Origin of the sequence: Bacillus sp. FSL K6-1366 (genome assembly GCF_037976695.1) — a bacterium.
GTDB lineage: Bacteria > Bacillota > Bacilli > Bacillales > Bacillaceae > Bacillus > Bacillus subtilis.
Genome location: NZ_CP150268.1, coordinates 1918136 through 1944554 on the forward strand (window position 1 = coordinate 1918136; position 26419 = coordinate 1944554).

Below are 26419 nucleotides of genomic sequence, written 5' to 3' on the forward strand. Positions count from 1 at the left end.
CTGTTACAAAACTCCTTTTATAGCACATTCGCAATCTTCGACATGGTTTCAGAAAGAGTCGTCAGCTTTGTGCTCAGCTCTCTGATTTGCTTTTCACTTAATTTATCATAAGTCGTATAGGACTGATCATTTGTTTTGTATTTTGCCATTAAAACTTCAAATTCGCTGAACTCCGTATCCAGTTTTTCCGTCAAGTCGGAGTGATCTTTTACAAGCGCGCTTTTCACTGTTTGATAAACGGCTTCGGAGCCTTCCACATTTGCCATAAGGTCCACTAAATCAATTCGTGAGTAGCGCTCTTCTTCTCCCGTGATTTTCGAAATTCCGGCTTCGTTCAGAAGCTCCATCGCGCCTGCAACAATTTGTTCAGGTGTTAATTTCAGTGATTGAACTGAACCGTCAAGCTCTTTTACATCCTTGAGAAGCTGGTCAGCTGTTGCCTTTTCCCCGGAAATATCTTGATCCTTCCAAATGGCCTTCTCAAGCTTATGGAAGCCTGTCCATTTGTCTCCTTCTTCAACATCGTTTTCTCGAGCATCAATTTTCGGATCAAGATCTCCGAGGCTTTCAGCGATCGGTTCGATTCGCTCGTAATAAACACGCGCTTTCGCATATAACGTTTTGGACTTTTCGATATCGCCGGATTTCACAGCACCCGTAAATGCTTCAGTCGCTTTGACAAGCTGGTCACTCTGCTCTTTGACATAGCCTTTATACTCATCCGCTGCTTTTGCCAGCTGATCGCTAGCCTTTTTGCCGCTCTTCTTCGCTTCTGTCAGGTCTTCTAAGGACGCTTTCAATGACTCGGATTCTGTCTTGATTTTTGCTGTATCCGGTTTGTCTTTTTGCGCTTCTGTGTAGATTGGCTGAAGATGCTTTTCGATTTCTGTATATTCGAATGGATAGTCGCTGCGAATATCGTTTTCAAAGGAAAGCCAGTAGCTGTTTAACTCTTTCCCCTTCTTTTCAATCTCTTTTTGGTCTCCTTTTTCCACTGAGTCATTCAGCTTAGAAATGATGGTTTCCATTTTATTTACGGATGCGGTGATTTCTTTAGTGACCCCGCTTTTTTCAGATGAAGCTTTTTCTTTAGTTGAAGATGTGTCATTGGCTCCGCAGCCTGCGCACAGCGCAAGGATGCATCCGGCTGATACAGCGATTTTTGTGAAATTCATTTTGTCAGTTCCTTTCCGTTTGTAAAATGTTTTGCCGCTTCTGAAACAAGCGCAATCAGTAAAAAGAGTAAAATCAACATTTGAGGAATCGTGCTGTACACGGACGGATAAATTCCTAGCACCGATACAGACGGCAGCCAGCTTTCTGCATCAGACGGAAGAATGCCCGCCAGCTGAAGGCTGTGAACGCCAGTTCCGAGAAATTTCACGCACATATACAGGACAACCGCCATTGATAGAAGAAAAAACGGCTTCAATGGAATGCGCATTCCGAGCTTGATCATCAGAACACCGACGATGACGAGAACGATAAGCCCTGCGGCAGTTCCGCCGATCAGTTCAGTGAGCGGGAGCTTCCCGACAAGCCCGATGAAAAAGATGACCGTTTCGAGACCTTCTCTTACAACTGCCAGAAATGCAATGAGCGCAAAGGAAAGCAGGCTTCGTTTTTTTAGTGCCTGTGACTTCTGGATATTGATTTTTTCTCTCCATTTATCCATTGAGGCGTTTCTGTGCAACCACACCCCGACATACAAAAGCATGACAGCGGACAGTACGCCGGTGACGCCGCCAAGCAAGAAATTGTTTTCTCCGAATACACTGGAGGAGAACAGAACCGTGACACCGATGCCGGCTGCTAAGGAAACAGCCATGCCGGCGGACGCCCCGCCCCAGATCCATGTCGAGGAACGCGTAACCCGCGCTTTTTTTGTCATGGTTAATAGCGCTCCGATGACAAGGAGGGCCTCCATTCCTTCACGAATCGGGATCAGCGCCGCATCCCACCAGCTGTAGCTGCTTGAAGCGATCGGCTCGAGCAATTGAATCATTTCGTCAATTTGCTTTGATACCATTTCGGGATGGCTGCCGATCTCCGCCTTCATCAGCGCCAGATTTTCCTCCGATGTCGTATAGGCTTCTTTCGATTGGGAAACGACGTCCCCCTCAACAGCGAGCCAGGATGTAACTAAATTGTCGATTGCGGATGACGCTTCATCCAATTGCTTTTTTTCTATGAACTGTTTTGTGTCTTTCAAGCTTTGTATATAGGCTGTTAAGGACGCCCTTGATTGACCTGAGGATGTCTTTTTCAGCACGACAGCCTGCTGATAGGTTTCTAAATGAGACGCAAGCTCTTCAAGCTGTGTTTTGAGCTTGCCTGCGTCTTGATTGATAAAAGAAAGAGAAATCATCGCGATATTCGCGTCCATTTCACTGTGAGAAGAAAGGTTTTCTTTCTTAATAGAAGGTTCTTCTTTTTTCCACTTCGCTTTGAAGGTTTCAAACGTTTGTTGTGCCGAATCCATATCCCCGTCTTTTACGGATTTGATCATTTGCTTGTTTAATTGAATTAATGCGGCGATCGGATCATCTTCCGCATGTGCCGCAGAACCGAAAACCATCAACAAGCTGAATAGAATAAGTGCCAGCCCCCGAGCCATCATGTTCCTCCTATAATTGAAAATGATTATCATTGTATAACATAATCATAGCCAGTTCTTGTCCTTTGTCAATTAAAATTTGAAGGTCTGAAAACCTTGATGGACAGCAAAAAAGCTGTCCTTTTACAGAACAGCCTTTTGAAGGAAGATGAACGATTATCTTTCTGTTTTATATGTTTGAATTTCCTCACGAAACTTGCGTGCAGCACTCTCAGGATCTTCCGCCTGACTGATGGCGCTGATCATACTGACGCCATCGGCCCCCGCTTGGATAACAGGTCCGGCATTTTCTATTGTGATGCCGCCGATGCCGACAATTGGAATGCTGATGCCTTGGCGGCGCACTGCTTCAATAAGAGATACACCCTGTACCGCTCTTGTATCCTTTTTCGTTTCAGTCGGATAGATCGGCCCAATCCCGACATAATCGGCTCCGTCTTCTTCAGCTTGCTTCACCTCAGACATCGTATGGGCAGAAACGCCGAGAATCATATCACCTATGGCAGCTCTTACCTCTTTCGCATTTGCGTCTTCCTGGCCGATGTGGATACCGTCAGCTTTCAGCTTCAGAGCCAATTCCACATCATCATTGACAATGAACGGAATACCAGCTTCACGGCAAGCTGCCTGCGCTTTTTCAGCAAATTCAATCCGAGCCTCTCCTGTCAGCGCATCCCCGCCTTTTTCACGGAACTGGTACAGGGTGGCACCGCCTTTTAACGCTTTTTGTACAACTGTAACAGGATCGGCTTTCGTATTGTTTGACCCCATAATGAAGTAAACAGATAATAACTCTTTCATCATTTCCCGAGAAATACGAGTCATGAGACAGTCACCCTTTCTATAGCCGCCCATTCTTGGACGTCTTGTTCAGTAACAGTTGAAAGCTTGTTCAGCAATTCAATCTGAAAGCTTCCAGGGCCTTTGTCAGCCGTCTGCTGTGCGGCAAGCTGAGCGGCGACCCCATACGAAGAAATGGCCGCAATAGCAGCAAACAATGGATTTTCTGCCACAGCGCAAAACGCACCGACGACGGAAGTCAGCAGGCAACCGGCGCCTGTCACTTTTGTCAGCAGCTTGTGGCCGTTATGAAGGGTGTATACATGTGACGTGTCGGCTATGACATCAACTTCACCAGTTATCGCAATGACCGTGTTTAGCTTTTGTGCCGCCTGCTGAGCCAGCCGGATGATGTCGCCTCCGCCTTCACCCGCATCAACACCTTTGATCAGCCAATCGGTCACGCCGACGGTATGGGCAATTTCCGCCGCATTTCCTCTGATTGCAGCAAGGCGCACCTCACGAATGATGTCACGTGCCGATTCAGTGCGGAACGGTGTTGCTCCGGCACCGACAGGATCAAGAATGACGGGAACGCCATGTTCATTGGCTGATTTTCCCGCGATGATCATCGCTTCGACTGACTCCTTGCTCAGCGTTCCGATATTTAAAACGAGTGCACCCGCAATTTTCGCCATATCGGCGACCTCTTCTTTTGCGTACGCCATAACGGGCGATGCGCCGAGCGCGAGCAGGCCGTTTGCTGTGAAATTCGTTACGACATTGTTGGTTATGCTATGCACCAGTGGGCTATGCCGGCGGACAGCAGTAAGACATTTTGCTGCTGATTGTGCATCCATGTTTGCATCATCCTTTACTTTCTTTTTTCGGGTCCCATAAATACGATTTCGTATGTTCGAGCCAAGCTCTGGCGGCAAACGACAAGTACCTGTCCTTTCTCCAAATAATGGCGAGGTGCCAAGGGATGACCGGATCGACAAGCGGAATGACTTTCACTTTTTCCGGGTCAAGGCCGCGGCAGATCCGTTCCGGCAAAAGCCCGATCCCAAGGTTGGCTGATACCATCTCACTAATAAAATCCCATTGTGATGTTTCATAAATGATATGGGGCCGGAACCCAGCCTTGATACATTCCGTCATAATTCGGTTGTGCAGGACAAAATCCTCCCTGAAGAAAATAAAAGGCTCGTCCTTCAACTCACGCAGCTGACATTCTTTCTCATCAGCCAGCCGGTGGGAAGGGTGAACGACAAGCATTAAGGTTTCTTTTACGATTGTAAACGAATGAAAGATATCTTCGTTTGCGGGAAGGACCACAACGCCGATATCAAGAGAGCCGTCCCCGACACCTTCTTGGACTTTTATAGAACCGTCTTCGACTAGCTGAAAGGTGACATTCGGATAGTTTTCACGGAAATCGCCGAGCACTCTGGGGAAAAACCCCGATCCGATCATCGGCGGCAGTCCAATCCGTACGTGCCCTTTCTTGACTTCCATAATATCATTTAATTCTGACGTCAGGTTTTGAAATGATTTAATGATTTCCTGCGCCTGCACATACATGCTATGACCAGCATCAGTCAGTTCCACCTGCCTGCCGTTTCGGTAAAACAGTTCAATTCCGAGCTCTTCTTCTAAATTTTTGATCATTTTTGATATCGTCGGCTGAGAAACATAAAGGGATTGGGAAGCCTTCGTAAAACTTTTTAAACGGGCGACTTCCAAGAAATATGTTAAATGGCGGATATCCATGTGCTTCACCCTTTCTATAGACAAAAGGAATACTTCTTATTCTTAATATATATTTTACCTATAGAGAGACCTTATGTACAATAAGTATATAAGGGAGGCATCAATATGAAAAAACTGTTGCTAACCGTTATTCAAATCGCTCTGTTATTTATATTTGCTCGGCTGATTAATTGGGTGACAGCCCTTCTTCATATAAATATTCCCGGCAGTATAATAGGGATTGTGATTCTTTTCACATTATTGCACTTTAACATTATCAAGCTTGAATGGATAGAGCTTGGTGCAGCGTGGCTTCTCGGGGAGCTGCTTTTATTTTTTATCCCGTCTGCCGTCGGAGTGATTGAATACGGAGACATTATGTCGAAATTTGGTGTCAGCATTCTGCTTGTTGTCATCATCAGCACGTTTGTCGTGATGGTGTCTACAGGAACGCTTACACAACTCATTGCAAAGAGAAAGGAGAAAAAGCATACGTGTTCATCGGAATTGTAAGTTTGTTTTTAACGGTTTTGGTGTATTTAGGAGCAAAAAAGGTATATCAACGCTTTCCGCGTGTTTATACGTCGCCGCTATTGGTGACGCCCGCTGTGTTAGTCGGTCTGCTGCTGCTGGTGAATGTCCCGTACGAGTCCTATAATCTCGGCGGCGGATTGCTGACCGATATGCTACAGCCGGCCACCGTGGCATTCGCGATCCCGCTATATAAATATTTCCCTGTTTTAAAGAAATACGCAGTGGAAATTATTTTGAATGTGGCCGTCGGTTCATGCATCGCGATTATTTCTACCGCTCTTATTGCGAAATGGCTTCACCTCGGCACCGGCTTAATTGACAGCCTCGTCCCGAGATCAGTGACAACGCCGATCGCGATGAACGTATCTGAAATGATCGGCGGAATGCCTGCCGTCACAGCCGTGTTTGTGATTTTAACCGCTTTGCTCGGCACAGTGATCGGCCCGATGGTCATCCGTTATTTCCGCATTGATAACGAAATTGCGCGGGGCGTGCTGCTTGGCACAAGCGCGCACGGAGCGGGAACGTCAAAGGCATTTGAGCTTAGCTCTGTGTCCGGCACGATTTCAAGCGTATCGATGATCTTAGCTGCGATTATGACGCTTTGCGCGGCGCCGTTTTTGCTTTCATTTATGTAAAAAACTGTCCTCTCGAGGGCAGTTTTTTTTATGTGCTTCCCCTTATTGAAAAGCTGACGAATTCCAATATAATGTATTTGTGGATACCAAAGGAGGCACCCTCATGCACAACTTGCAGGTGAGACGGCATTATGCCGCGTTAAAAGGATTTTATTTGTTTGCTTTTCTCGGTACGGGCAGCATGATTCCCCTACTCAGTATGTATTTAACGAAGGAACAGCATTTAAGCGGATCACAGGTCGGCTTGATCATGTCACTGGGCCCGATTGTGATGATTTTCTTTCAGCCGTTTTGGGGCATGCTGAGCGACTATACGCAAAAAACGAAAGGCCTGCTGGCGGTTTGCACATCAATCACAGGCATCATTGGACTAGGCTATATTGCATTTGACAGCTTTCCTCTGTTTATTTTGATTGCGGCCTGTTTTGCAGCCTTTCAAAGCACGATTATTCCACTTTCGGACAGCATTTCACTAAGGTACACACAAGAAACAAACGGCAACTACGGCGGAATCCGCCTGTTTGGCTCTCTCGGCTTCGGCGTCGCGGTGTTTGCCATGGGACAGGTGACGAACCAGCTGTACCCCATTCACGTGATCTTTATCTTTGGCTGTGCCTTTCTGTGCATTGCCGCCATATTGGCTTCACAAATGCCCGGCCAGCAGAAAACAAAAACAAAGGTCAATATCCGCAAAGGATTCCGGGAGCTTATCAGCAACAAAACTTTCCTCATCTTTATGATCATCACCTTTACGACATTTGCTCCAAACTTAGCGAACAATACGTATTTCAGTCTTTTTCTGGACAAAAGCGGCGCGTCTCTTTCCGCTATTGGCATTTTATTTTTCATCGGCGTGATTTCAGAAATACCATTTATGCATTTTGCCCAAACATTTATAGATAAAATGGGGCTGCTCAACGTCATTATGCTGTCAGGCGGAGTCTCATTATTCAGGTGGGCGCTCTATTTCACGGCGCCTTCACTATGGATCATATATGCGACGGTCTTTCTTCAGGGAGTGGCCATCGGTTTATTTATCCCGGCGGCGCTTCAATATGTGAAAAAGATTACCCCAAGACACGTTGAAGCGACGGCGCTGACCATGTACGCCGCCATTGGCAACGGGTTCGGCAACTGGTTCTGCACATTTGCAGGCGGGTACATTTTTGACTACGTGTCGATTTTCGCAGTCTACTTGCTTTTTGGCATTCTGAGCATAGCAGGCTTTGGCCTGACATTATATTTAATGAAGGCTGAAAAAAACAAACATACACTTCATCAGCCGGCTGTTACTTTTAAACCATAATGACTATAATGAACAAAAGAAAGGATGTGCGTTATGAACGGGCAAGAGCGAAACAGCATTTCGAAAGGGTTGCAGGTTGATATTGTATTGAAAGCAGATCAAAAAACAGGAAAACTGACGAGAGGGACAGTGAAGGATATTTTGACGAAATCAAACTTTCATCCGCATGGCATTAAAGTCCGTCTTGAAGATGGCCGCATTGGCCGCGTCCAGCAGATCATTTCTACATAAAAAAAGCTGCCCCTGAACAGGGCAGCTTTTTCATTATTTTTTCTGCAGAAGGACCACTTTCAGGTAGTTGCCTTCCGGAAATGCCGAAATCGTTTTGAAATCCTCCGGCAGCGTAAATTCCTCAATGATGGTGTAGCGTTCGTTTGTTTCTTTAAAGGCGGCATCGATAAAGCCTTTGAATTTCTTCATGCCAAAGGCGCTGCTGTTTGTAGAGGCAACAATGACACCCTTGTCAGCAGTGATGGCGATCGTTTCCTTCAGCAGGTTTTTATAATCCTTGGCCGCGCTGAAGGTGCGTTTTTTTGTGCGCGCAAAGGAAGGCGGATCGAGAATAATCAGATCAAAGCGCAAATCCTTTTTTGCAGCATATGAAAAATAGTTAAACACGTCCATCACTTTAATGTCGTGCGCTTCGTAATCCAGCTTGTTCACGCTGAATTGCTCGATCGTTTTGGCAAGACTTCGGTTTGCCACGTCGACGCTTGTTGTTTTCTCCGCTCCGCCAAGCGCCGCCGCCACGGAGAATGCCCCCGTATAAGAAAACGTATTTAAAACGGTTTTCCCGTTTGCATAGCGGTCTCTGATCGCCTTGCGCACATGTCTCTGATCCAAAAAGATGCCCGTCATGGCGCCTTCATTCAGATCCACCGCGTATTGAATGCCATTCTCTTGGATGATGATCGGGAACTCGCCCCTTCTCCCTTTCACGAAGTCATCATCTTCAACGTATTGTCCAGCCGTGTCGAAGCGTTTCTTCTCGTAAATCGCTTTATAATCAAGATCCATCTCATCCAATGCGGAAATCAGCATGTCTTTAAAGGTGTAAACCCCCTTGCTGTACCATTGAATCAGCAGGTAGCCGTCATAATAGTCGATGGTGACGCCGCCGACACCGTCGCCCTCACCGTTGAACAGGCGGAAAGCTGTTGTATCTTGAGACTCAAATAGTTTGGCGCGCGCTTGGGCCGCTTTTGTTAATTTGGTGAGAAAAAATGCCTGGTCAACCTGTTCATGTTTATTGCGGGTAAGCGTCCAGCCGACCCCTTTGTTTTGCAGGCCATAATAGCCCCGCGCGAGAAACTCGCCGCTCTCAGACACGATATCAACGAGGTCTCCTTCTTTCATGTGCCCCGCACTCCCTGCGAGAGCTTCTTTTTCGATAAGGGGATAGCCTTTTTTGATTTTGGCAGCGTGTGCTTTCTTTAGGGTGAGTAGCTTCATATATGTCGTCCTCTTTCTGTTTGCTTTCTCTTATCGTACCACAAAACGCCAAGATGTCTGCATTGACAGAAAGGAAAGGTTTTTCTACGATAGACAAAAAGAGTTTCGAGGAGGAGCAGCATGCCAAAACGAATTGACCATACAGGCATCATGGTAAGAGATATTAACGCGTCCATCACATTTTATGAAGAGGTACTCGGCATGAAATTGAAGGATCGCATCACACACACGAACGGTGTAATCGAGCTTGCATTTCTTGGCTTTGAAGACGGCCCGGAAACAGAAATTGAACTGATTCAAGGCTACAGCAGCGAGCTTCCCGCTGAAGGAAAAGTGCACCACATTGCCCTGCTGACTGATGACATCGCGGCTGAATATACAAAAGCGGAAAAAATGAACGCAAAATTTATCGACGAGGAGATCACAACACTTCCAAACGGATACCGTTATTTCTATATCGAAGGCCCTGACGGTGAGTGGATTGAGTTCTTTCAGCGATAAAAAAAAAGAACGTACATTTTGTGATGTACGTTCTTTTTTTATCTATACCAACTGATATACGTTGACTCATCGCAAATCATAGCTTCCCAGCCCATACGCTCAACCAATTCATGGATGTTTTTATCTTTGGCTAAAAAGACATTAATGAATGAGTCATATACACTCATAAACACAAAATCCATTTTCTCATCAGTTAAAACGAGCTCTGCTGCGGCTTCATCAAGAACCGTCCGCAAGTTGGCCTCAGTTATGTCCAAAACGCCGCGGTTTTCCACAATCGGTTCTGCGTAATAAAACCGATTGGATCCGTTCGCACCTAATACCTTTACCAAACTCGGAATATGAAAATTTGAAATATGATCCTCACTGGGATAATAGAGGTCTCCATTTATGTTTTCATGTAACACCTCAGCCAAATCCTCTCTCGCGAACTCGTCCCTTAAAGCGCCTATCGACGTCATTAAAGCCAGCGCCAGCTCAGCATGTGTTTGAAAGCCGCAAGAAGACATAACCTTCTTCCAGGAAACAGCCTTGCCTATTCCTCTTATTTCATCATCGTTTGGATAAATATGCTCGTAATCATTTTTTCTTTTTGCATTCTCCCATCCTTCAGGCATTTGGATAAAAGGAGAAAAGATAAGTGCAGCAGATGAGTATTCAACTGGTACTTGTTGTAAGATTGGTGATTCGTCATCTAACCATATATAATCTAGCATGCGCACCTCCTTTACATATTCTAACATTCTCTTTCGTTTAAAAGGAGATGATCAGCCCTATGACAGGCCGATCATCTATCACATCACATTTTTATCCGCCAGATTCAACCGCACTCTCTTCCCGCCATTTTTGATGATCCCATATTCTGAAAAACGGATAGTAGATAGCACAGGTGATCAGCAGATTTACCAGCTGCATAACGGCGCCCGACACCTTTCCGCCTGTCGCCAGGTAGCCTGATATGAGCGGCGGCATCGTCCACGGCACCGCGATTCCGGCCGGTCTTGCCACCAGCCCGGTGCTCATGCCGATATAAGTCGCCGTAATCGTGAGGAGCGGTGCGATGATAAATGGGACAATAAGGAGCGGATTCATGACAATCGGCATGCCGAAAATGATCGGCTCGTTGATATTAAAAAGCGCGGGCCCAATCCCTAATCGGCCAAGCTGCTTCATTTGTTTGCTGCGAGATCGGACAAGCATCGTCAGGACAAGCGCCAGTGTCGCTCCGCTCCCGCCGACATTGATCCAAATTTGAAAAAACTGAGTCGTAAAAATACTCGGCAGCGCCTCGCCCGCTTGGAAGGCAAGACGGTTGGCATCCATCGCGCCGTACCAAATCGGCGACATGATTCCGCCAATGATGGAAGCCCCGTGAATCCCGCACGACCAAAGCAGCATCTGTACAAATTCAGCAATCAGGCTTCCGCCGAGACTGCCGCCAAGGATGGAAAGCGGTGTGCCAAGCAGGTCTCCTACGACATTGTGCAGACTCTGAAAAGGTGTCATTTCAATCAGAAGACGCGCCAGCCACACGAGAAACACAATGATAAAGCCGGGAATCAGCGCGACAAACGATTTGCTTACCGCAGGCGGCACACCGTCTGGCATTTTGAAGACGATATTTTTTTGAATAATGTACCGATAGATTTCGGTTGAAAACAAGGCGATCAGCATGGCGACAAATAAGCCCTTGCTGCCAAGTAGCGTGATCGGGATTCCGCCCCCTACCATGATGGACTCCGTTGAGCCATCCGGTGTAAACGGCACCTCAAACGGCGTTGCCAATAGAAATGCGGCAATTGAAATCGCTCCGGCCGAAAGGGCATCAACACCATAGCTTTCCGCCAGCCGATAGGCGATCCCGAAAGCGGCGATCATCGCCATAATATCAAACGAAGCATTGACGGGATATCCGAGCTTATCAGCCCACTCCTTCCCAAACACACTCGCCATGAAATCAGCATACCCCGGAATCGGCAGGCTCGTTAAAATCAAGAAGACAGACCCGATAATAATCAGCGGCATGGTCAGGATAATTCCGTCACGCAAAGCGCTGAGGTGCCGCTGTCCGGCAATTTTCCCGGCGACAGGCATTATTTTTTCTTCCATTACCCGAGTGAATGCGCTCATCTTAAAAGCCCCCTTTTCTCATTGCTTTGTGAACAACCTCCGCAATGTTTTCTTTATCTTATTTTGAAAACGCTTACAAATTCATTTGGAAAATTTCCTCTTCCTGCGGAAAAAATCTGCATTTTGCCAAACAATCCTGTCTATGAAAAATTTTTATCTATTAATCTCTCTTTTTTCTCCGATATATATATCAAACATCATAGAAAAAGGAGATGAATCATGAAAAACATGTCTTGCAAACTTGTTGTATCAGTCACTCTGTTTTTCAGTTTTCTCGCCATAGGCCCTCTCGCTCATGCGCAAAACAGCAGCGAGAAAGAGGTTATTGTGGTTTATAAAAACAAGGCCGGAAAGGAAACCATCCTGGATAGTGATGCTGATGTTGAACAGCAGTATAAGCATCTTCCCGCGGTAGCGGTCACAGCAGACCAGGAGACAGTAAAAGAATTAAAGCAGGATCCTGATATTTTGTATGTAGAAAACAACGTATCATTTACCGCAGCAGACAGCACGGATTTCAAAGTGCTGTCAGACGGCACTGACACCTCTGACAACTTTGAGCAATGGAACCTTGAGCCCATTCAGGTGAAACAGGCTTGGAAGGCAGGACTGACAGGAAAATATATCAAAATTGCCGTCATTGACAGCGGGATCTCCCCCCACGATGACCTGTCGATTGCCGGCGGGTATTCAGCTGTCAGTTATACCTCTTCTTACAAAGATGATAACGGCCACGGAACACATGTCGCAGGGATTATCGGAGCCAAGCATAACGGCTACGGAATTGACGGCATCGCACCGGAAGCACAAATATACGCGGTTAAAGCGCTTGATCAGAACGGCTCGGGGGATCTTCAAAGCCTTCTCCAAGGAATTGACTGGTCGATCGCAAACGGGATGGACATCGTCAATATGAGCCTTGGCACGACGTCAGACAGCAAAATCCTTCATGACGCCGTGAACAAAGCATATGAACAAGGTGTTCTGCTTGTTGCCGCAAGCGGTAACGACGGAAACGGCAAGCCAGTGAATTATCCGGCGGCATACAGCAGTGTCGTTGCGGTTTCAGCAACAAACGAAAAGAATCAGCTTGCCTCCTTCTCAACAACTGGAGATGAAGTTGAATTTTCAGCACCGGGGACAAACATCACAAGCACTTACTTAAACCAGTATTATGCAACAGGAAGCGGAACATCCCAAGCGACACCGCACGCCGCAGCCATGTTTGCCTTGTTAAAACAGCGTGATCCTGCCGAGACAAACGTCCAGCTTCGCGAGGAAATGCGGAAAAACATCGTTGATCTTGGTACCGCAGGCCGCGATCAGCAATTTGGCTACGGCTTAATCCAGTATAAAGCACAGGCAACAAATTTAGCGTACGCGGCAGCAGAGCAAGCTGTGAAAAAAGCGGAACAAACAAAAGCACAAACCGATATCAACAAAGCGCGAGAACTCGTCAGCCAGCTGCCGGGCTCCGACGCCAAAACTGTCCTGCAAAAAAGACTGGATAAAGTACAGTCATACAGAAATGTAAAAGATGCGAAAGACAAAGTCGCAAAGGCAGAAAAATATAAAACACAGCAAACCGTTGATACAGCACAAACTGCCATCAACAAGCTGCCAAACGGAACAGACAAAAAGAACCTTCAAAAACGCTTAGACCAAGTAAAACGCTACATCGCGTCAAAGCAAGCGAAAGACAAAGTTGCGAAAGCGGAAAAAAGCAAAAAGAAAACAGATGTGGACAGCGCACAATCAGCAATTGGCAAGCTGCCTGCAAGTTCAGAAAAAACGTCCCTGCAAAAACGCCTTAACAAAGTGAAGAGCACCAATTTGAAGACGGCACAGCAATCCGTATCTGCGGCTGAAAAGAAATCAACTGATGCAAATGCGGCAAAAGCACAATCAGCCGTCAATCAGCTTCAAGCAGGCAAGGACAAAACGGCATTGCAAAAACGGTTAGACAAAGTGAAGAAAAAGGTGGCGGCGGCTGAGGCAAAAAAAGTGGAAACTGCCAAGGCAAAAGTGAAGAAAGCGGAAAAAGACAAAACAAAGAAATCAAAGGCATCCGCTCAGTCTGCAGTGAATCAATTAAAAGCATCCAATGAAAAAACAAAGCTGCAAAAACGGCTGAACGCCGTCAAACCGAAAAAGTAACCAAAAACCTTTAAGACTTGCATTCCAGGTCTTAAAGGTTTTTTACATTCTAAGAACATCGTACACAACCTTTTTCCCATCCGCCTCGCAGGCTTTTCATACTATTGCTATACAGCCATGAACAGCATAAAATGAACGTTATTACAGTTATCACCACATATGGCGGGATTGTGACTGGGCAGGCAGGCAAGACCCAATGATGCAAAGGGAGTATTAATGCCTAAAAAGCAGGGCATTTTAACTCTTCTTTTCGTGTTGGGCTCATAACGGCGCCTTGGACAACCCCCTATTCTCATGCTCCGTCGTCGCGTCGACGCGGGCATTTTTGTCATTTTCAGCCGATATTTCTCACTTTTTTCATTTTGATTGTCAACTTTTCATTTGATACGATGAACAAGCCGACTTTTCTTCAGCAAAGGAGGTTTTGATTGCTTGCATAAAGAGATTGCAAAAGAATTACTGCTGCTCGCAGGAGGAAAAAACAATATTATCAGCATCAGCCATTGTACGACCCGTCTTCGTTTTGATGTAAAGGACGAGACGAAAATTGATATACATGCCATTGAGAACCTGCAAGGTGTGCAGGGCACCTTTTTCCGTTATGGGCTTTTCCAGATTATCTTCGGAGCAGGCGTCGTCAACAAAATATATAAAGAAGTCGTTCATGTATGGGAGAACGCGCCTTCTGAAGAACCTGTCCACCAGAAAAAAGCCAGCCGGAAGCTGAACCCTGCCGCAGCTTTTGCGAAAACACTGTCCGATATTTTTGTGCCGATTATTCCGGCAATAACAGCAAGCGGCCTGCTCATGGGGCTGATCGGCATGATTAAGGTGTTTCACTGGTTCGCTGCCGGCAGCCCATGGATTAAAATGCTCGACCTCGTGTCCAGCACAGCCTTTATTTTACTGCCGATTTTAGTCGGCTTCAGTGCCGCACGGCAATTTGGCAGCAACCCATACCTAGGGGCAGTGATCGCGGGGCTTTTGACGCATCCTGATCTGCTGGACCCGTCTATGCTCGGCAGCAAAACCCCGTCTTCTTTAGACATATGGGGGCTTCATATCCCGATGATGGGGTATCAGGGTTCCATTATACCGATTCTTCTCTCCGTTTTTGTCATGAGCAAAATTGAGAAGCTATTAAAATCGATTGTGCCGAAGTCACTTGATGTCGTGATTATTCCCTTTATTACGGTCATGGTGACAGGGTGCCTCGCGCTGATTGTGATGAATCCCGCCGCTTCTATCGTCGGCCAAATCATGACACAATCGATCGTCTATATTTATGATCACGCCGGCATTGCCGCCGGAGCTCTTTTCGGCGGCATCTACTCCACCATCGTCCTATCTGGATTGCATCATAGCTTTTATGCAATTGAGGCAACGCTGCTTGCTAATCCGCATGTCGGTGTCAACTTTTTAGTGCCGATATGGTCGATGGCGAATGTGGCCCAAGGCGGAGCGGGGCTTGCGGTATTCCTCAAAACGAAACAATCAAGCCTGAAAAAAATTGCGCTCCCCGCTTCTCTGACCGCGTTTTTAGGCATTGTTGAGCCGATTGTATTCGGGGTAAATCTCAAATTGATCCGTCCCTTTATCGGAGCAGCCATCGGCGGTGCTATTGGCGGAGCATACGTGGTTGCGGTACAAGTTGTGGCAAATTCCTACGGACTGACAGGCATTCCGATGATTTCAATCGTGCTGCCGTTTGGCGCCGCGAATTTTGTTCATTATATGATCGGTTTCTTGATCGCAGCCGTCTCTGCTTTTATAGCTACATTGTTTCTCGGGTTTAAAGAAGAGACAGAATAACTGGATTTATTCGTTTTCATTCATAAAACGGGGGATGAAAGGACAAAAAAGCTATGAAAATTAAAAGAATCTTAAATCATAATGCTATCGTCGTAAAGGATCAAAATGAAGAGAAGATTCTCTTGGGTGCAGGAATTGCGTTTAACAAAAAGAAGAATGATATTGTCGATCCGTCAAAAATAGAAAAAACCTTTATCAGAAAAGATACAGCTGACTATAAGCAGTTCGAAGAGATTTTAGAAACATTGCCTGAAGACCACATTCAGATTTCTGAGCAAATTATCTCTCATGCCGAAAAAGAGCTGAACATCAAAATCAACGAGCGCATTCATGTCGCTTTTTCAGACCATCTTTCTTTTGCAATTGAACGCCTGAGCAATGGGATGGTTATCAAAAATCCGCTGCTGAATGAAATCAAAGTCCTTTATCCAAAGGAGTTCCAGATCGGCTTATGGGCCAGAGCACTGATTAAAGATAAACTGGGGATTCACATTCCTGATGATGAAATCGGCAATATCGCCATGCATATCCACACAGCAAGAAACAATGCCGGCGATATGACACAAACGCTTGATATTACAACAATGATCCGTGATATTATCGAGATTATCGAAATTCAACTGTCTATTAATATCGTTGAAGATACCATCTCTTATGAACGGCTCGTGACCCATCTCCGCTTTGCCATTCAGCATATCAAAGCAGGCGAATCCATTTACGAGCTGGACGCAGAAATGATCGACATCATTAAAGAGAAGTTTAAGGATGCCTTCCTGTGTGCCCTAAGCATCGGCACCTTTGTGAAGAAGGAATACGGCTTTGAGTTTCCTGAAAAAGAATTGTGCTACATCGCCATGCATATTCAGCGGTTCTACCAACGGTCAGTCGCACGCTGAGACAAACAAAAAACGCTTTTGATCATCTCAAAAGCGTTTTTTTATATCTGTATTATTGGTTGATCGCCGGGTTGCTGATCGTATTCCACTTCGTATAAGACATGTAATGGAAATACTCATCGCGATACGGATGTTTTGTATTGGAGTTCCAAGGCTTTTCTCCGCCGCAGAAGTGCACGATTGCCGGGTTTTCTCTCGTTTCATTATATTGCTTCCGCCCTAACAGAGTCGATGGGGTTTTCAGCTTTAACATGATATAGGTTTGAGCGTTCCAGCGCGGATGAAGTTCATACCACTGATCATACAAGATCGCATTCAGTGCATCTTGGTCATGCAGCACAAGAAAGTCTTCGTCTGGGTGTTCATTGATAAAGTTGATGACTTTTTCTGTGATGTTTTGCTTTCTCCAAGACTCAAAATCAATAATCATGATACCTGAGTTAAAATACTTCCCTGTATCAGTGACGTTCATTTCTTTCAGGCGTTCATGCTGCCCCGCATCCTCAACAGCGGCTACGGTGTATGGCGCAATGTCTAAGTCCCATAGCTTAGAAATATCCTCTAGGACAAGCGCATCGCAATCGATGTAAATCATTCGTTTGATGCTTTCATCCTTAATTAAGTCGGGAATCGAAATGCGGTAATACGCGGCTTTTGTAATATGGCTGCTCTCTACCGCATGTTCATACATTTTGGTATCCACTTCTAAAAACTCAATCGGCACTCCGAATTTCAAAGTGGTTTCTTCCAGTCTTTTTTTGTTATCAGGCTTAATTCCGCCATCAATGACGTATAATTTTACCTCTCTCTCCTGATCCATGTTAGTCAATAAAGAAACGAACATCCCACCTAAATGACGAGCATAATTATCATCTGCGCATGATACGATATGCATGATTTCATCTTTCCTCAATGGTATTCATCTCCCTTTTTGTTGTACAAGTTACATACCCTTTTTCAAAAAAATAAACACGTTCTCCGACATTTTTTTAAACAGAATGTGTGATACAACAAAAAAGGTGTCATTTTTTGAAGATGCGATAAAGCAAATAAAGAATGAAAAAGCTGGCGATCGTGATGGCTTCAGCCGAGACGATATACCATGGCCATGGCCCGAGAACATCTAAGAGAGAGGATCCGCCCGGTTTTTTCGTCAAATACATATAATTCGCGCCAAGCCAGCGATCAATCAGGAAAATACAGACGCCGTACACATTAACAAGCAGGACTGTCACCCATAACGAGCGCTGGCCCATTCTGTAGGTGCCAATCACAGCCATCAGCAGACAGGATAAAAACACAGACCCGTGAGAAATAAAAAAGAGGATATATCGGATATGCGGAAATGAAAACATTCCGAGGTCAGGAGTGGCAAGAGCCTGAATCGAACTGCCGATGCCGACAAAAAACAAAAACACAAACAGCTTTCTGCTTTTTGTCACTAACATAATAGCTGACAAATACACCGACAGGTCACTAAGCTGGAGAGGCAATGAAGTGCGCACCGACCACCTGCCCGTGGCGACCATCCATATTTGATAGCCGATTTGCGAACCAAGCAAAAGAAACACAAACAGAGAACGTAAAAACCGGCTGGCCCTCGGCTGCTTGACCCCCTCTTGGAACAAAAACAACAGAATGGCCAAAAGGGCGATAATCGCTAACGTCACTACATGCTCTGTCGAAAACAGATGAAACGGATCATGCTTATAGACGGATTGAACATATTTTTGCAAAACTGCACCCCCGTTTGCGGTTTTTTGTTTATTTTGGCGTTGTTTGGGCTTTTTTTATTCAACCGATATATGGGCTTGAAGTTCACATCATACTCTGTTACAATTCGTTTCATAGCTAATGATTCTGATAATTTAAGGCAGGCCTAAAAAATGGAACGTTCACATCAACATCAGCAGCTTCGGAAGGAAGAACACGATACACTTTCTAAGCTCAAACAAATGCCCGTCGAGTCACTCAACCTGGAAGCCATTTCGATCGCTACGAATCTGTATCGGTCTGCACAAAGGCTCCGTGTCAAAATGGAGACTGAGGTTCTTTCTTCCTATAACCTTTCTTGGACCGCTTTCTCCATTCTTTATGATCTATGGGTATGGGGAGCGCTCGAAACGAGAAAAATCGCTGAGCTGTCAGGGATATCTACAGCTACAGCAAGCAACGTGATCAAAACGCTCGAAAAAAAGAATTTTTGCCGTAAAAGCATCGACACAAGAGATCGGCGACTCGTGTTTGTCTCTATCACCGATTCCGGCAAACAAGCGATCGAAGAACTCTACCCGGAGTTTCACAAAGGGGAAACAGAGCTCATTGCGGGAATGACGAAGGACGAACAGAAAATATTGACAGGGCTGCTTAGAAAGGTAGCTGACAATCTTCATACAACATAAGCTTTGACGGGAATCCAGTAGCGGTTTGTCTCCCTGTTTCAGAGAGCCGGCGGAAGGTGCGAGCCGGCACACAGCAAACGTGAATTACCTCCCCGAGCTTTCTTTGTGAACCTTAAAGGTAGCAAAGAACGGGAAACCGTTATTCGAATGAGCGGAAGACGATGTCTTCAACCAGGGTGGTACCGCGTGCATTGAGCCACGTCCCTTATCGGGATGGGCTCTTTTTTGTGTTTGTAAAAAAGGAGGAAGAATGATGAAAACATTTGAGCAGCTCACAGCAGCACAGCAAAAAGAGGTAGAAAGACAGCTACAGCTATACATGACAGGCGCCCACGAAGTCATACCGCCGGAGGAATTAAAGGCAAAGCTCGTGAAATCAATTTCCACGGGCACGCCGCTTAAAATTAAGCTCGGATTAGATCCGTCTGCACCGGATGTACATTTGGGCCATACGGTTGTGTTAAATAAGCTTCGCCAATTTCAAGAAAACGGCCACATTGTCCAGCTATTAATTGGGGATTTCACAGGAAAAATTGGTGATCCGACCGGAAAATCGACAGCCAGAAAGCAACTGACTGATGAAGAAGTTCAGCACAATGCCAAAACCTACTTTGAGCAATTCGGAAAAGTTCTTGATCCAGAAAAAGTCGAGCTTCACTATAACTCAAAATGGCTGAAAACATTGAATCTGGAAGATGTCATTGAATTAGCAGGGAAAATAACGGTAGCCCGCCTGATGGAGCGCGACGACTTTGAAGAACGCATCGCCATGCAAAAACCAATCTCACTGCATGAATTCTTTTACCCATTGATGCAGGGATATGATTCTGTCGTTCTCGAAAGTGATATTGAATTAGGCGGAACGGATCAGCATTTCAATGTCCTCATGGGACGGCATTTCCAAGAAAGATACAACAAAGAAAAACAAGTCGTCATCCTGATGCCGCTCTTGGAAGGCTTGGATGGCGTCGAAAAAATGTCAAAGTCGAAACACAACTACATTGGCATTAACGAACATCCAAACGACATGTACGGAAAAACGATGTCACTGCCCGACAGCCTGATGAAAAAATACATCCACTTGGCGACAGACTTAGAGCTTGAAGAGAAAAAACAGCTCGTAAAAGACTTAGAAACCGGCGCCGTTCATCCGCGTGATGCCAAAATGCTTTTAGCCAAAACAATCGTCCGAATGTATCACGGAGAGAAAGCAGCAGAAGCTGCCGAACACTCGTTTAAAACAGTCTTTCAGGAAAACAGCCTTCCTGATGATATTCCGTCTGTCCAATGGGAAGGCGAGAAAACAATCGCGATTGTCGATCTGCTCGTTACATTGAAGCTCCTCTCTTCAAAGAGCGAGGCGCGCCGCATGATTCAAAACGGCGGTGTACGCATCGACGGAGAGAAAATAACAGATATTCACGCCAAAGCAGAGATAAGAGAGAATATGATCATCCAAGTCGGCAAACGCAAGTTTTTAAAGCTCCAATAGTTTGATATTCCGAAACGCTTATGACCCTTCATTCATAAGCGTTTTTTTGCAGGTATAAAGCACTGTCTTTTCAAAAACGCTCTTCATCTTGCAGGAAACTCCTTTAGCATCCCGAAATATTCCCCAACCATACATTTAGGGGAGGTTTATTTTTGATGAAAAAGCTTTTGACTGTCATGACGATGGCTGTTTTAACTGCCGGCACACTGCTCTTGCCGGCACAGAGTGTCACCCCTGCCGCGCACGCTTTACAAATATCAAATAGCGAGCGCGAGCTTCCATTCAAAGCAAAGCATGCGTACTCTACCATTTCTCAGCTAAGTGAAGCAATCGGCCCCAGAATAGCCGGAACTGCAGCTGAAAAAAAGAGCGCCCTATTGATCGCCTCATCCTTGAGAAAATTAAAGCTTGATGTGAAGGTTCAACGATTCAACATTCCTGACCGGCTTGAGGGAACACTGTCTTCAGCAGGACGCGATATTCTTCTCCAAGCGGCGTCCGGCTCAGCTCCGACTGAGGAACAAGGGCTGACGGCCCCGCTTTACAATGCGGGATTGGGCTATCAAAAGGACTTTACCGCTGACGTCAAGGGCAAAATCGCCTTGATTTCCAGAGGAGACCTGACTTATTACGAGAAAGCCAAAAATGCCGAAGCCGCCGGAGCAAAAGCTGTCATCATTTATAACAACAAAGAAAGCCTCGTGCCTATGACGCCAAACCTGTCGGGAAATAAAGTCGGCATTCCGGTCGTCGGCATTAAGAAAGAAGACGGCGAAGCACTTACCCAGCAAAAAGAAGCCACCTTAAAACTAAAAGCATTCACAAACCAAACCTCCCAGAATATCATCGGAATCAAAAAACCAAAGAACATCAAACATCCAGACATTGTGTACGTGACGGCCCATTACGACAGTGTTCCTTTTTCACCCGGGGCAAATGACAACGGCTCAGGAACCTCTGTTATGCTGGAGATGGCGCGTGTCTTAAAAAGCGTTCCATCTGATAAAGAAATCCGCTTTATCGCTTTCGGCGCCGAAGAGCTCGGCCTGCTCGGCTCCTCTCACTATGTAGATCATCTATCGGAAAAAGAGCTGAAACGAAGCGAAGTGAACTTCAACTTAGATATGGTAGGCACAAGCTGGGAAAAAGCGTCTGAGCTGTATGTCAACACATTGGATGGCCAATCTAACTATGTTTGGGAATCCAGCCATACGGCTGCTGAAAAAATTGGGTTTGACAGCCTGTCTCTGACACAGGGAGGATCATCTGATCATGTGCCATTCCACGAAGCCGGCATTGATTCCGCCAACTTTATTTGGGGAGACCCGGAAACAGAAGAAGTTGAGCCGTGGTATCATACCCCTGAAGACTCGATCGAACATATCAGCAAAGAACGCCTCCAGCAAGCAGGCGATCTTGTGACAGCCGCTGTCTATGAGGCTGTGAAAAAAGAGAAGAAACCGAAAACCATTAAGAAACAAATGAAGGCGAAAGCATCTGACATTTTTGAAGATATCAAATAAAAAAAGACGGCACTTGGGTGCCGTCTTTTTTTATAATGATCAGCTGTTTAGCCGTCTATAAGTAAAGCTTTCAGTTTATCAACTGTATTTTCTTTTTCTAACGGGCGATAAATGGTCAGTTTCAAATCAGGAGAGTCATATATTTGTAATGTCATATGCTCCATCACCATTGTTCCGGCTGCCGGGTGATGAAGTACTTTTTCTCCTGCGTGTGTGCCTAATACTTCGTGGTGGTTCCACCATTTTTTAAATTCGGGGCTTCTTTCAGTTAACTCATCGATCAGCTCTTTTATCCATGCTTCCCCAAGAAAACGGCTGGCTGTCGATCGAAACTGTGCGATAAGTTTTTTGGCGTGGCTTTCCCAGTCGTCAAGCAGATCCCCATACTCCTTCGAGGTGAAACATCGCCATATGGCATTCCTTTCCTTACTGCCCATTTGGCCAAAATTGCCGAACACAGCACAAGCTGCTGTGTTCCAAGCAATAACGTCCCACTTTTCGTCAGTCACATAAACAGGGCAATTGGTTAAATGATCAATAAAGTGCCGCACAGCCAGAGGAAGGCTCTTATTATCTTCATCCTGATCATCTAAAGGAACATGATGGCCAGCCAACAGAAAGACATGACGCTTTTCCTCATAATTCAATTTGAGCACTCTCGATATGCTTTCCAGTACCTGTGTCGATACCCGAATATCCCTTCCCTGCTCCAGCCATGTGTACCATGTGACACCTATACCGGACAGCTGGGCCAATTCCTCTCTTCTCAAGCCTGTTGTTTTCCTTCTGGTGCCCATAGGCAATCCAAACTCTTGCGGAGAAAGCTGTGCCCTTTTAAGTTTTAAAAACTCCCCTAGCTCTTTCCGTTTTTCTGCCATACTGTCCACATACACACTCTCCTTCTGCATAGAATTTCCTATTAGTATTCTACATAAAAAGGAGAAGGTTTTTATATTATTTGTTTCGTTCTGCAAATACTTCAGCGGCCACAGGAAGAATGGTATTCAGTGCATTCGGGAAACCTGAGTAAATAATCATCTGCATCATGACTTCTATGAGTTCTTCTTGTGTCCATCCGACATTCAGGGCTCCGTTAATATAGAATTTTAGCTGCTGGGTATTGCCCAATGCAGTCAATCCAGCAACGGTTGCTAATAATCTGGATTTCAGATCAAGACCTGGTCTTGAAAAAATCTGACCGTAGTTAAACTCCACGGCAAGCACACCAAGGTCTGGAGCGATGGAATGTTTAAAATTGCCCACGATCGCTTCATAGTTCTCCTCATCAATTTGTTTCAGAATATCTAACCCTTTTTTATAATGTTCACTTGTTCGCACCAGCTTCTATCTCCCTTCCAATATCGCTTTTTTAGTAGTACGATTTATGGTAATCCTTGAACTGAAGGCAATACCGACCATAATCATCCCCAGAATACAAACACCGTTCCAATGAAATAGCATCCAGACTGCACCCCCTGCATACGATCCCAAGGCGCCGCCTAAAAACGTGCTGACCATAAAGAGGCCATTCAATCTGCTTCTCATTTCAGCCGACAATTGGAAAATCTCCGCCTGACATGCCACCTGATTCGCCTGAATGCCCATGGTGATGAATAAAGCGCCCAATACAATCACAATCAATGAAGTCTGGCCTGCCATTAATAAAACAAATGACAATAAGGTAAAAGACATACAAAGCTTGTTGGAAAAAGCAGCTCCTTTTTGATCAATAATCCGGCCGATCAGCGGAGTTGCAAAAGCCCCGCCAATTCCCACCAAACCGATTGTTCCGGCAGTCTGGCTGCCAAACGAGAATGGAGGTTCACTCACCATAAACACTAACGTCGTCCAAAATAAACTGAAGGCGCCGAACATGAAGCCTTGGTTTACACATGCTTTTCTTAACACTTTCTCCTTGATCAAAAGCGGAAATAATGAAGAAATGAGTTTTCCGTAATGAAATGCATGTGTCCCTTTGCTTTTCGGAAAGCAGAAGTGAATGATCAGCATAATGATGACGGCTGCTGCACAGGCAATCCAATACATCACGCGCCAGCCATAATGGGCATCTATCGCCCCGCTGACCACTCTCGCCCCTAAAATTCCGCAAACCAAGCCGATGGCTACGTTTCCGAGTACTTTTCCTCTGTTCCTGTCATTTGCTAAACCTGCCGCAAACGGCACAAGGATTTGAGGAATAATCGTGAAGAATCCCAATAATAAATTTGTGATGACTAGCCATGGAAAGCTTACAGCTAACGCTGAAGCGGCCGAACAAACCCCCACTAAGAATAGCAGGCTCACAATTAAGCGGCGGCGTTCAAAAAGATCTCCCAATGGAACAAGCAGAAGGTTCCCCGCCGCATAGCCAATCTGCGCCAATGTAGCAATCATCCCAGCTTGTGCCGGCGTCACATGAAACATGCCTGCCATGCTGACAAGCAATGTTTGATTGATATAGACATTAGCTACCGTAAACCCGCTAGTCACCGCTATAAGAAAAATCAAACCTCTCGATAATGAAATGGAATGGTTCATGTTTACCTCCTTTCTTCATGCATGATAAAGCAGGTTCAATCATGGAAACAGAAGTGAGTTTATACTGGTATAAAAAGTACTAGCAAGCAAAGAAAAAAAGCGAAACCCTGTCAGGCTTCGCTTTTGTTATCAATCCACTTCTTTCTTAATCCCCAGCATTTTCTCATCTAGGTAATGGGCAATCTCCGCGGCTTCCTTCAGCTCATCTGTTAATTGCTTAGGAACGTCATTGTTCAATTTATAATAAATTTTATGTTCAAGGCTCGCCCAGAAATCCATCGCGATTGTCCGGATTTGAATTTCTGCTTTGACGTATTCCACACGGTTCGTTAAATTCACAGGCATCTCAATGATCAAATGCAGGCTTCGATAGCCATTCGGTTTGGGTGTCTGGATATAATCCTTTACCTTTACGATTCTCAAATCTTCATGCTGCTTCAACACATTCACGACGTTATAAATGTCAGAAATAAAGGAACAGATGATGCGCACGCCGGCAATGTCGTGAATATGCTCCTTCATTTCCTTCGTCGTAATCTCACAGCCCTTTCTCATTAACTTATTCACGATGCTTTCAAAGCTTTTGACACGGGATTTTGTATGTTCAATCGGGTTGTGTCCGTGAATGAGGTTATATTCCTGGCTGATAATTGAGAACTTTGTATCGAGCGCATCTAGCGCAAATTTATAAACTAATAATTCATTTTTCCAATCTTCCATTACTGTTTTTAAATCGTCCATATGTGTTACAGATAAATCCATGTTCGTCATCTCCTTTAACGGAACTTTATCCGCTGTCCAAGTACTAGACGTCCCTGTCTGCTGCAAGGTTCTATGAATTTTTTTACAAAATGCGGTCGATTGTAACAAAAAAAGACCGCACGAAACGAGCGGTCTATTTTATTATCGGAAATAGCTGATCAATAATCCGATCGAGAGCAGGAATCCGAAAAATGTATTTGTTTGGGCTGTTGATTTCATTGCGACAATCATATTCATCGGCATTTCTTTTTGGACGAAGCCCTTCACTGCCTGAACCGGCTTAGGCACGCTTAAAAAGACGACGAACAGCCATGGGCTTGCGGCACCGGTAATAACCAAGCCGACAACCCAGATATAAGCGACGGCAAACGACGCAGCTAACAGAGTAACAGCTCCCTTATGCCCCATCAAAATCGCCAATGTTTTGCGTCCGCCTTTTTTGTCCTCTTCAATATCACGAATGTTGTTCGACAGGTTAATCGCGCCGACAAGAATCGCAATCGGGATGGAAATCAAAATGCTTTGCGTGTTGATCATATCTGTCTGAATGAAAAACGAAATCAGCACAAACACCGAACCCATGCAAATGCCTGAGAATAATTCACCGAACGGCGTGTACGCAATCGGCAGCGGCCCGCCTGTATACAGGTAGCCGATCGCCATGCCGACAAGGCCGATCAGCGCAAGCCACCAGCTGCTGCTCGCACAAATATAGACACCGAGCAAAATGGCAATCCCGTATGAGGCCAGAGCTAATTGCAAAATCGTTTTAGGCTTCATTCCGTGGCGTACAATGGCCCCTCCGATTCCGACTGATTCTGCTGTATCTAATCCGCGTTTAAAATCATAATATTCATTAAATAAGTTCGTCGCGATCTGGATCCATAGGCAAGAAAACAGCATAGCCAAAAACAGCAGCAGATCAACCTTCACATAAAACATCGCCAAAACGGTTCCGAGCAGCACAGGCACAAACGATGCGGTTAACGTATGAGGACGGGTTAACTGCCAAAGGATCTGCCCCATGCTTTCTTTTTGCGGCGCTGTCTGACCCTCACCCTTATTTGTTTGGTTCATCTTCCTCTTCCTTTCTATTAAAAGGCTTACTTTTTTTCAGCCGGCAGCTT

25 protein-coding genes, 1 pseudogene and 1 other annotated feature are annotated in these 26419 nt (G+C 45.4%); of the genes and pseudogenes, 11 read left to right on the forward strand and 15 right to left on the reverse strand.

Annotated features, from left to right (window positions below):
• Positions 1-17: 17 nt before the first annotated feature.
• The 5 genes from efeM to MHI44_RS10060 all read right to left on the reverse strand — a co-directional run bounded on the left by efeM (position 18) and on the right by MHI44_RS10060 (position 5170).
• Positions 18-1175, reverse strand: a complete 1158-nt coding sequence (gene efeM, locus MHI44_RS10040) for an iron uptake system lipoprotein EfeM (protein ID WP_339203413.1) — start codon at positions 1173-1175, stop codon at positions 18-20.
• Positions 1172-2617, reverse strand: a complete 1446-nt coding sequence (gene efeU, locus MHI44_RS10045) for a ferrous ion permease EfeU (protein WP_153529928.1) — start codon at positions 2615-2617, stop codon at positions 1172-1174. The genes efeM and efeU overlap by 4 nt, the downstream gene beginning before the upstream one ends.
• Before the next feature lie 156 nt (positions 2618-2773).
• The gene (gene thiE / locus MHI44_RS10050; protein WP_042975373.1) at positions 2774-3442 is read right to left on the reverse strand and encodes a thiamine phosphate synthase; all 669 of its coding nucleotides are present in this window, start codon (positions 3440-3442) and stop codon (positions 2774-2776) included.
• Positions 3439-4257, reverse strand: a complete 819-nt coding sequence (gene thiM, locus MHI44_RS10055; RefSeq protein ID WP_181217542.1) for a hydroxyethylthiazole kinase — start codon at positions 4255-4257, stop codon at positions 3439-3441. Before thiM ends, thiE begins: the two co-directional genes overlap by 4 nt.
• A 7-nt stretch (positions 4258-4264) precedes the next feature.
• Positions 4265-5170 (reverse strand): LysR family transcriptional regulator, encoded by a 906-nt coding sequence (locus tag MHI44_RS10060; RefSeq protein ID WP_015250931.1) that lies wholly within the window; start codon positions 5168-5170, stop codon positions 4265-4267.
• A 105-nt stretch (positions 5171-5275) separates the two neighbouring features.
• On the opposite strand from MHI44_RS10060, the gene MHI44_RS10065 reads away from it, so the two are divergent.
• The 4 genes from MHI44_RS10065 to MHI44_RS10080 all read left to right on the forward strand — a co-directional run bounded on the left by MHI44_RS10065 (position 5276) and on the right by MHI44_RS10080 (position 7858).
• Positions 5276-5662: a CidA/LrgA family holin-like protein gene (locus MHI44_RS10065; RefSeq protein WP_003227375.1), complete on the forward strand. Its 387-nt coding sequence runs from the start codon at positions 5276-5278 to the stop codon at positions 5660-5662.
• Positions 5644-6321, forward strand: coding sequence for a CidB/LrgB family autolysis modulator (locus MHI44_RS10070; RefSeq protein ID WP_003227371.1), 678 nt, complete (start codon positions 5644-5646; stop codon positions 6319-6321). The genes MHI44_RS10065 and MHI44_RS10070 overlap by 19 nt, the downstream gene beginning before the upstream one ends.
• 103 nt (positions 6322-6424) lie before the next feature.
• The gene (locus tag MHI44_RS10075; RefSeq protein WP_339203416.1) at positions 6425-7627 is read left to right on the forward strand and encodes a major facilitator superfamily domain-containing protein 6; all 1203 of its coding nucleotides are present in this window, start codon (positions 6425-6427) and stop codon (positions 7625-7627) included.
• 33 nt (positions 7628-7660) lie between these two features.
• The gene (locus MHI44_RS10080) at positions 7661-7858 is read left to right on the forward strand and encodes a YwbE family protein (RefSeq protein WP_003227367.1); all 198 of its coding nucleotides are present in this window, start codon (positions 7661-7663) and stop codon (positions 7856-7858) included.
• 33 nt (positions 7859-7891) lie between these two features.
• Here the strand turns inward: MHI44_RS10080 and MHI44_RS10085 are convergent, their stop codons facing one another.
• A complete protein-coding gene (locus MHI44_RS10085) occupies positions 7892-9079 on the reverse strand; it encodes a class I SAM-dependent rRNA methyltransferase (protein WP_339203418.1) in 1188 nt (395 codons plus the stop codon).
• Positions 9080-9199: 120 nt separating this feature from the next.
• Here MHI44_RS10085 and glxA point away from each other — a divergent pair, with 120 nt between their 5' ends.
• The gene (gene glxA / locus MHI44_RS10090) at positions 9200-9580 is read left to right on the forward strand and encodes a glyoxalase GlxA (protein WP_003227362.1); all 381 of its coding nucleotides are present in this window, start codon (positions 9200-9202) and stop codon (positions 9578-9580) included.
• A 38-nt stretch (positions 9581-9618) separates the two neighbouring features.
• On the opposite strand, the gene MHI44_RS10095 is transcribed toward glxA, so the two are convergent.
• Complete coding sequence (locus tag MHI44_RS10095; protein WP_014481286.1) at positions 9619-10296, reverse strand: DUF2711 domain-containing protein; 678 nt, start codon at positions 10294-10296, stop codon at positions 9619-9621.
• 78 nt (positions 10297-10374) lie between these two features.
• Positions 10375-11710, reverse strand: a pseudogene (gene celB / locus MHI44_RS10100) (PTS cellobiose transporter subunit IIC).
• 219 nt (positions 11711-11929) lie between these two features.
• Between celB and epr the strand changes: the two are divergent.
• From epr to sacY, 3 genes are all read left to right on the forward strand, one after another.
• Positions 11930-13867 carry a minor protease Epr gene (gene epr / locus MHI44_RS10105; RefSeq protein ID WP_339203420.1) on the forward strand — a complete coding sequence of 646 codons (1938 nt, stop codon included), beginning with the start codon at positions 11930-11932 and terminating at the stop codon, positions 13865-13867.
• Between the two features lie 432 nt (positions 13868-14299).
• Positions 14300-15679 carry a SacY negative regulator SacX gene (sacX, locus tag MHI44_RS10110; RefSeq protein WP_015250926.1) on the forward strand — a complete coding sequence of 460 codons (1380 nt, stop codon included), beginning with the start codon at positions 14300-14302 and terminating at the stop codon, positions 15677-15679.
• A gap of 53 nt (positions 15680-15732) precedes the next feature.
• Complete coding sequence (sacY, locus tag MHI44_RS10115) at positions 15733-16575, forward strand: transcription antiterminator SacY (RefSeq protein WP_015250925.1); 843 nt, start codon at positions 15733-15735, stop codon at positions 16573-16575.
• Positions 16576-16627: 52 nt separating this feature from the next.
• Here the strand turns inward: sacY and MHI44_RS10120 are convergent, their stop codons facing one another.
• Both MHI44_RS10120 and MHI44_RS10125 read right to left on the reverse strand, forming a co-directional pair.
• A complete protein-coding gene (locus MHI44_RS10120; RefSeq protein ID WP_015250924.1) occupies positions 16628-17488 on the reverse strand; it encodes a glycosyltransferase in 861 nt (286 codons plus the stop codon).
• 109 nt (positions 17489-17597) lie between these two features.
• Positions 17598-18311, reverse strand: a complete 714-nt coding sequence (locus tag MHI44_RS10125) for a TIGR02206 family membrane protein (protein ID WP_015250923.1) — start codon at positions 18309-18311, stop codon at positions 17598-17600.
• Between the two features lie 150 nt (positions 18312-18461).
• Here MHI44_RS10125 and ywaE point away from each other — a divergent pair, with 150 nt between their 5' ends.
• From ywaE to ywaD, 3 genes are all read left to right on the forward strand, one after another.
• Positions 18462-18977: a tyrZ transcriptional regulator YwaE gene (ywaE, locus tag MHI44_RS10130; RefSeq protein ID WP_019712840.1), complete on the forward strand. Its 516-nt coding sequence runs from the start codon at positions 18462-18464 to the stop codon at positions 18975-18977.
• Positions 18972-19186: a binding site (T-box leader), on the forward strand. It overlaps the preceding gene by 6 nt.
• Before the next feature lie 41 nt (positions 19187-19227).
• Positions 19228-20469 (forward strand): tyrosine--tRNA ligase, encoded by a 1242-nt coding sequence (gene tyrS, locus MHI44_RS10135; protein WP_339203423.1) that lies wholly within the window; start codon positions 19228-19230, stop codon positions 20467-20469.
• Positions 20470-20624: 155 nt separating this feature from the next.
• Positions 20625-21992 (forward strand): aminopeptidase YwaD, encoded by a 1368-nt coding sequence (ywaD, locus tag MHI44_RS10140; RefSeq protein WP_015250921.1) that lies wholly within the window; start codon positions 20625-20627, stop codon positions 21990-21992.
• A 47-nt stretch (positions 21993-22039) separates the two neighbouring features.
• Here the strand turns inward: ywaD and MHI44_RS10145 are convergent, their stop codons facing one another.
• The 5 genes from MHI44_RS10145 to MHI44_RS10165 form a co-directional block, all read right to left on the reverse strand.
• Positions 22040-22879: a helix-turn-helix transcriptional regulator gene (locus tag MHI44_RS10145; protein WP_339203425.1), complete on the reverse strand. Its 840-nt coding sequence runs from the start codon at positions 22877-22879 to the stop codon at positions 22040-22042.
• Between the two features lie 67 nt (positions 22880-22946).
• Positions 22947-23330 carry a carboxymuconolactone decarboxylase family protein gene (locus MHI44_RS10150; RefSeq protein ID WP_033882888.1) on the reverse strand — a complete coding sequence of 128 codons (384 nt, stop codon included), beginning with the start codon at positions 23328-23330 and terminating at the stop codon, positions 22947-22949.
• Between the two features lie 6 nt (positions 23331-23336).
• Positions 23337-24530 (reverse strand): MFS transporter, encoded by a 1194-nt coding sequence (locus tag MHI44_RS10155; RefSeq protein WP_339203427.1) that lies wholly within the window; start codon positions 24528-24530, stop codon positions 23337-23339.
• Between the two features lie 129 nt (positions 24531-24659).
• Positions 24660-25292 (reverse strand): GTP pyrophosphokinase YwaC, encoded by a 633-nt coding sequence (gene ywaC / locus MHI44_RS10160; protein ID WP_003244564.1) that lies wholly within the window; start codon positions 25290-25292, stop codon positions 24660-24662.
• Between the two features lie 141 nt (positions 25293-25433).
• Complete coding sequence (locus MHI44_RS10165; RefSeq protein WP_015250916.1) at positions 25434-26369, reverse strand: 1,4-dihydroxy-2-naphthoate polyprenyltransferase; 936 nt, start codon at positions 26367-26369, stop codon at positions 25434-25436.
• Positions 26370-26419: the final 50 nt, after the last annotated feature.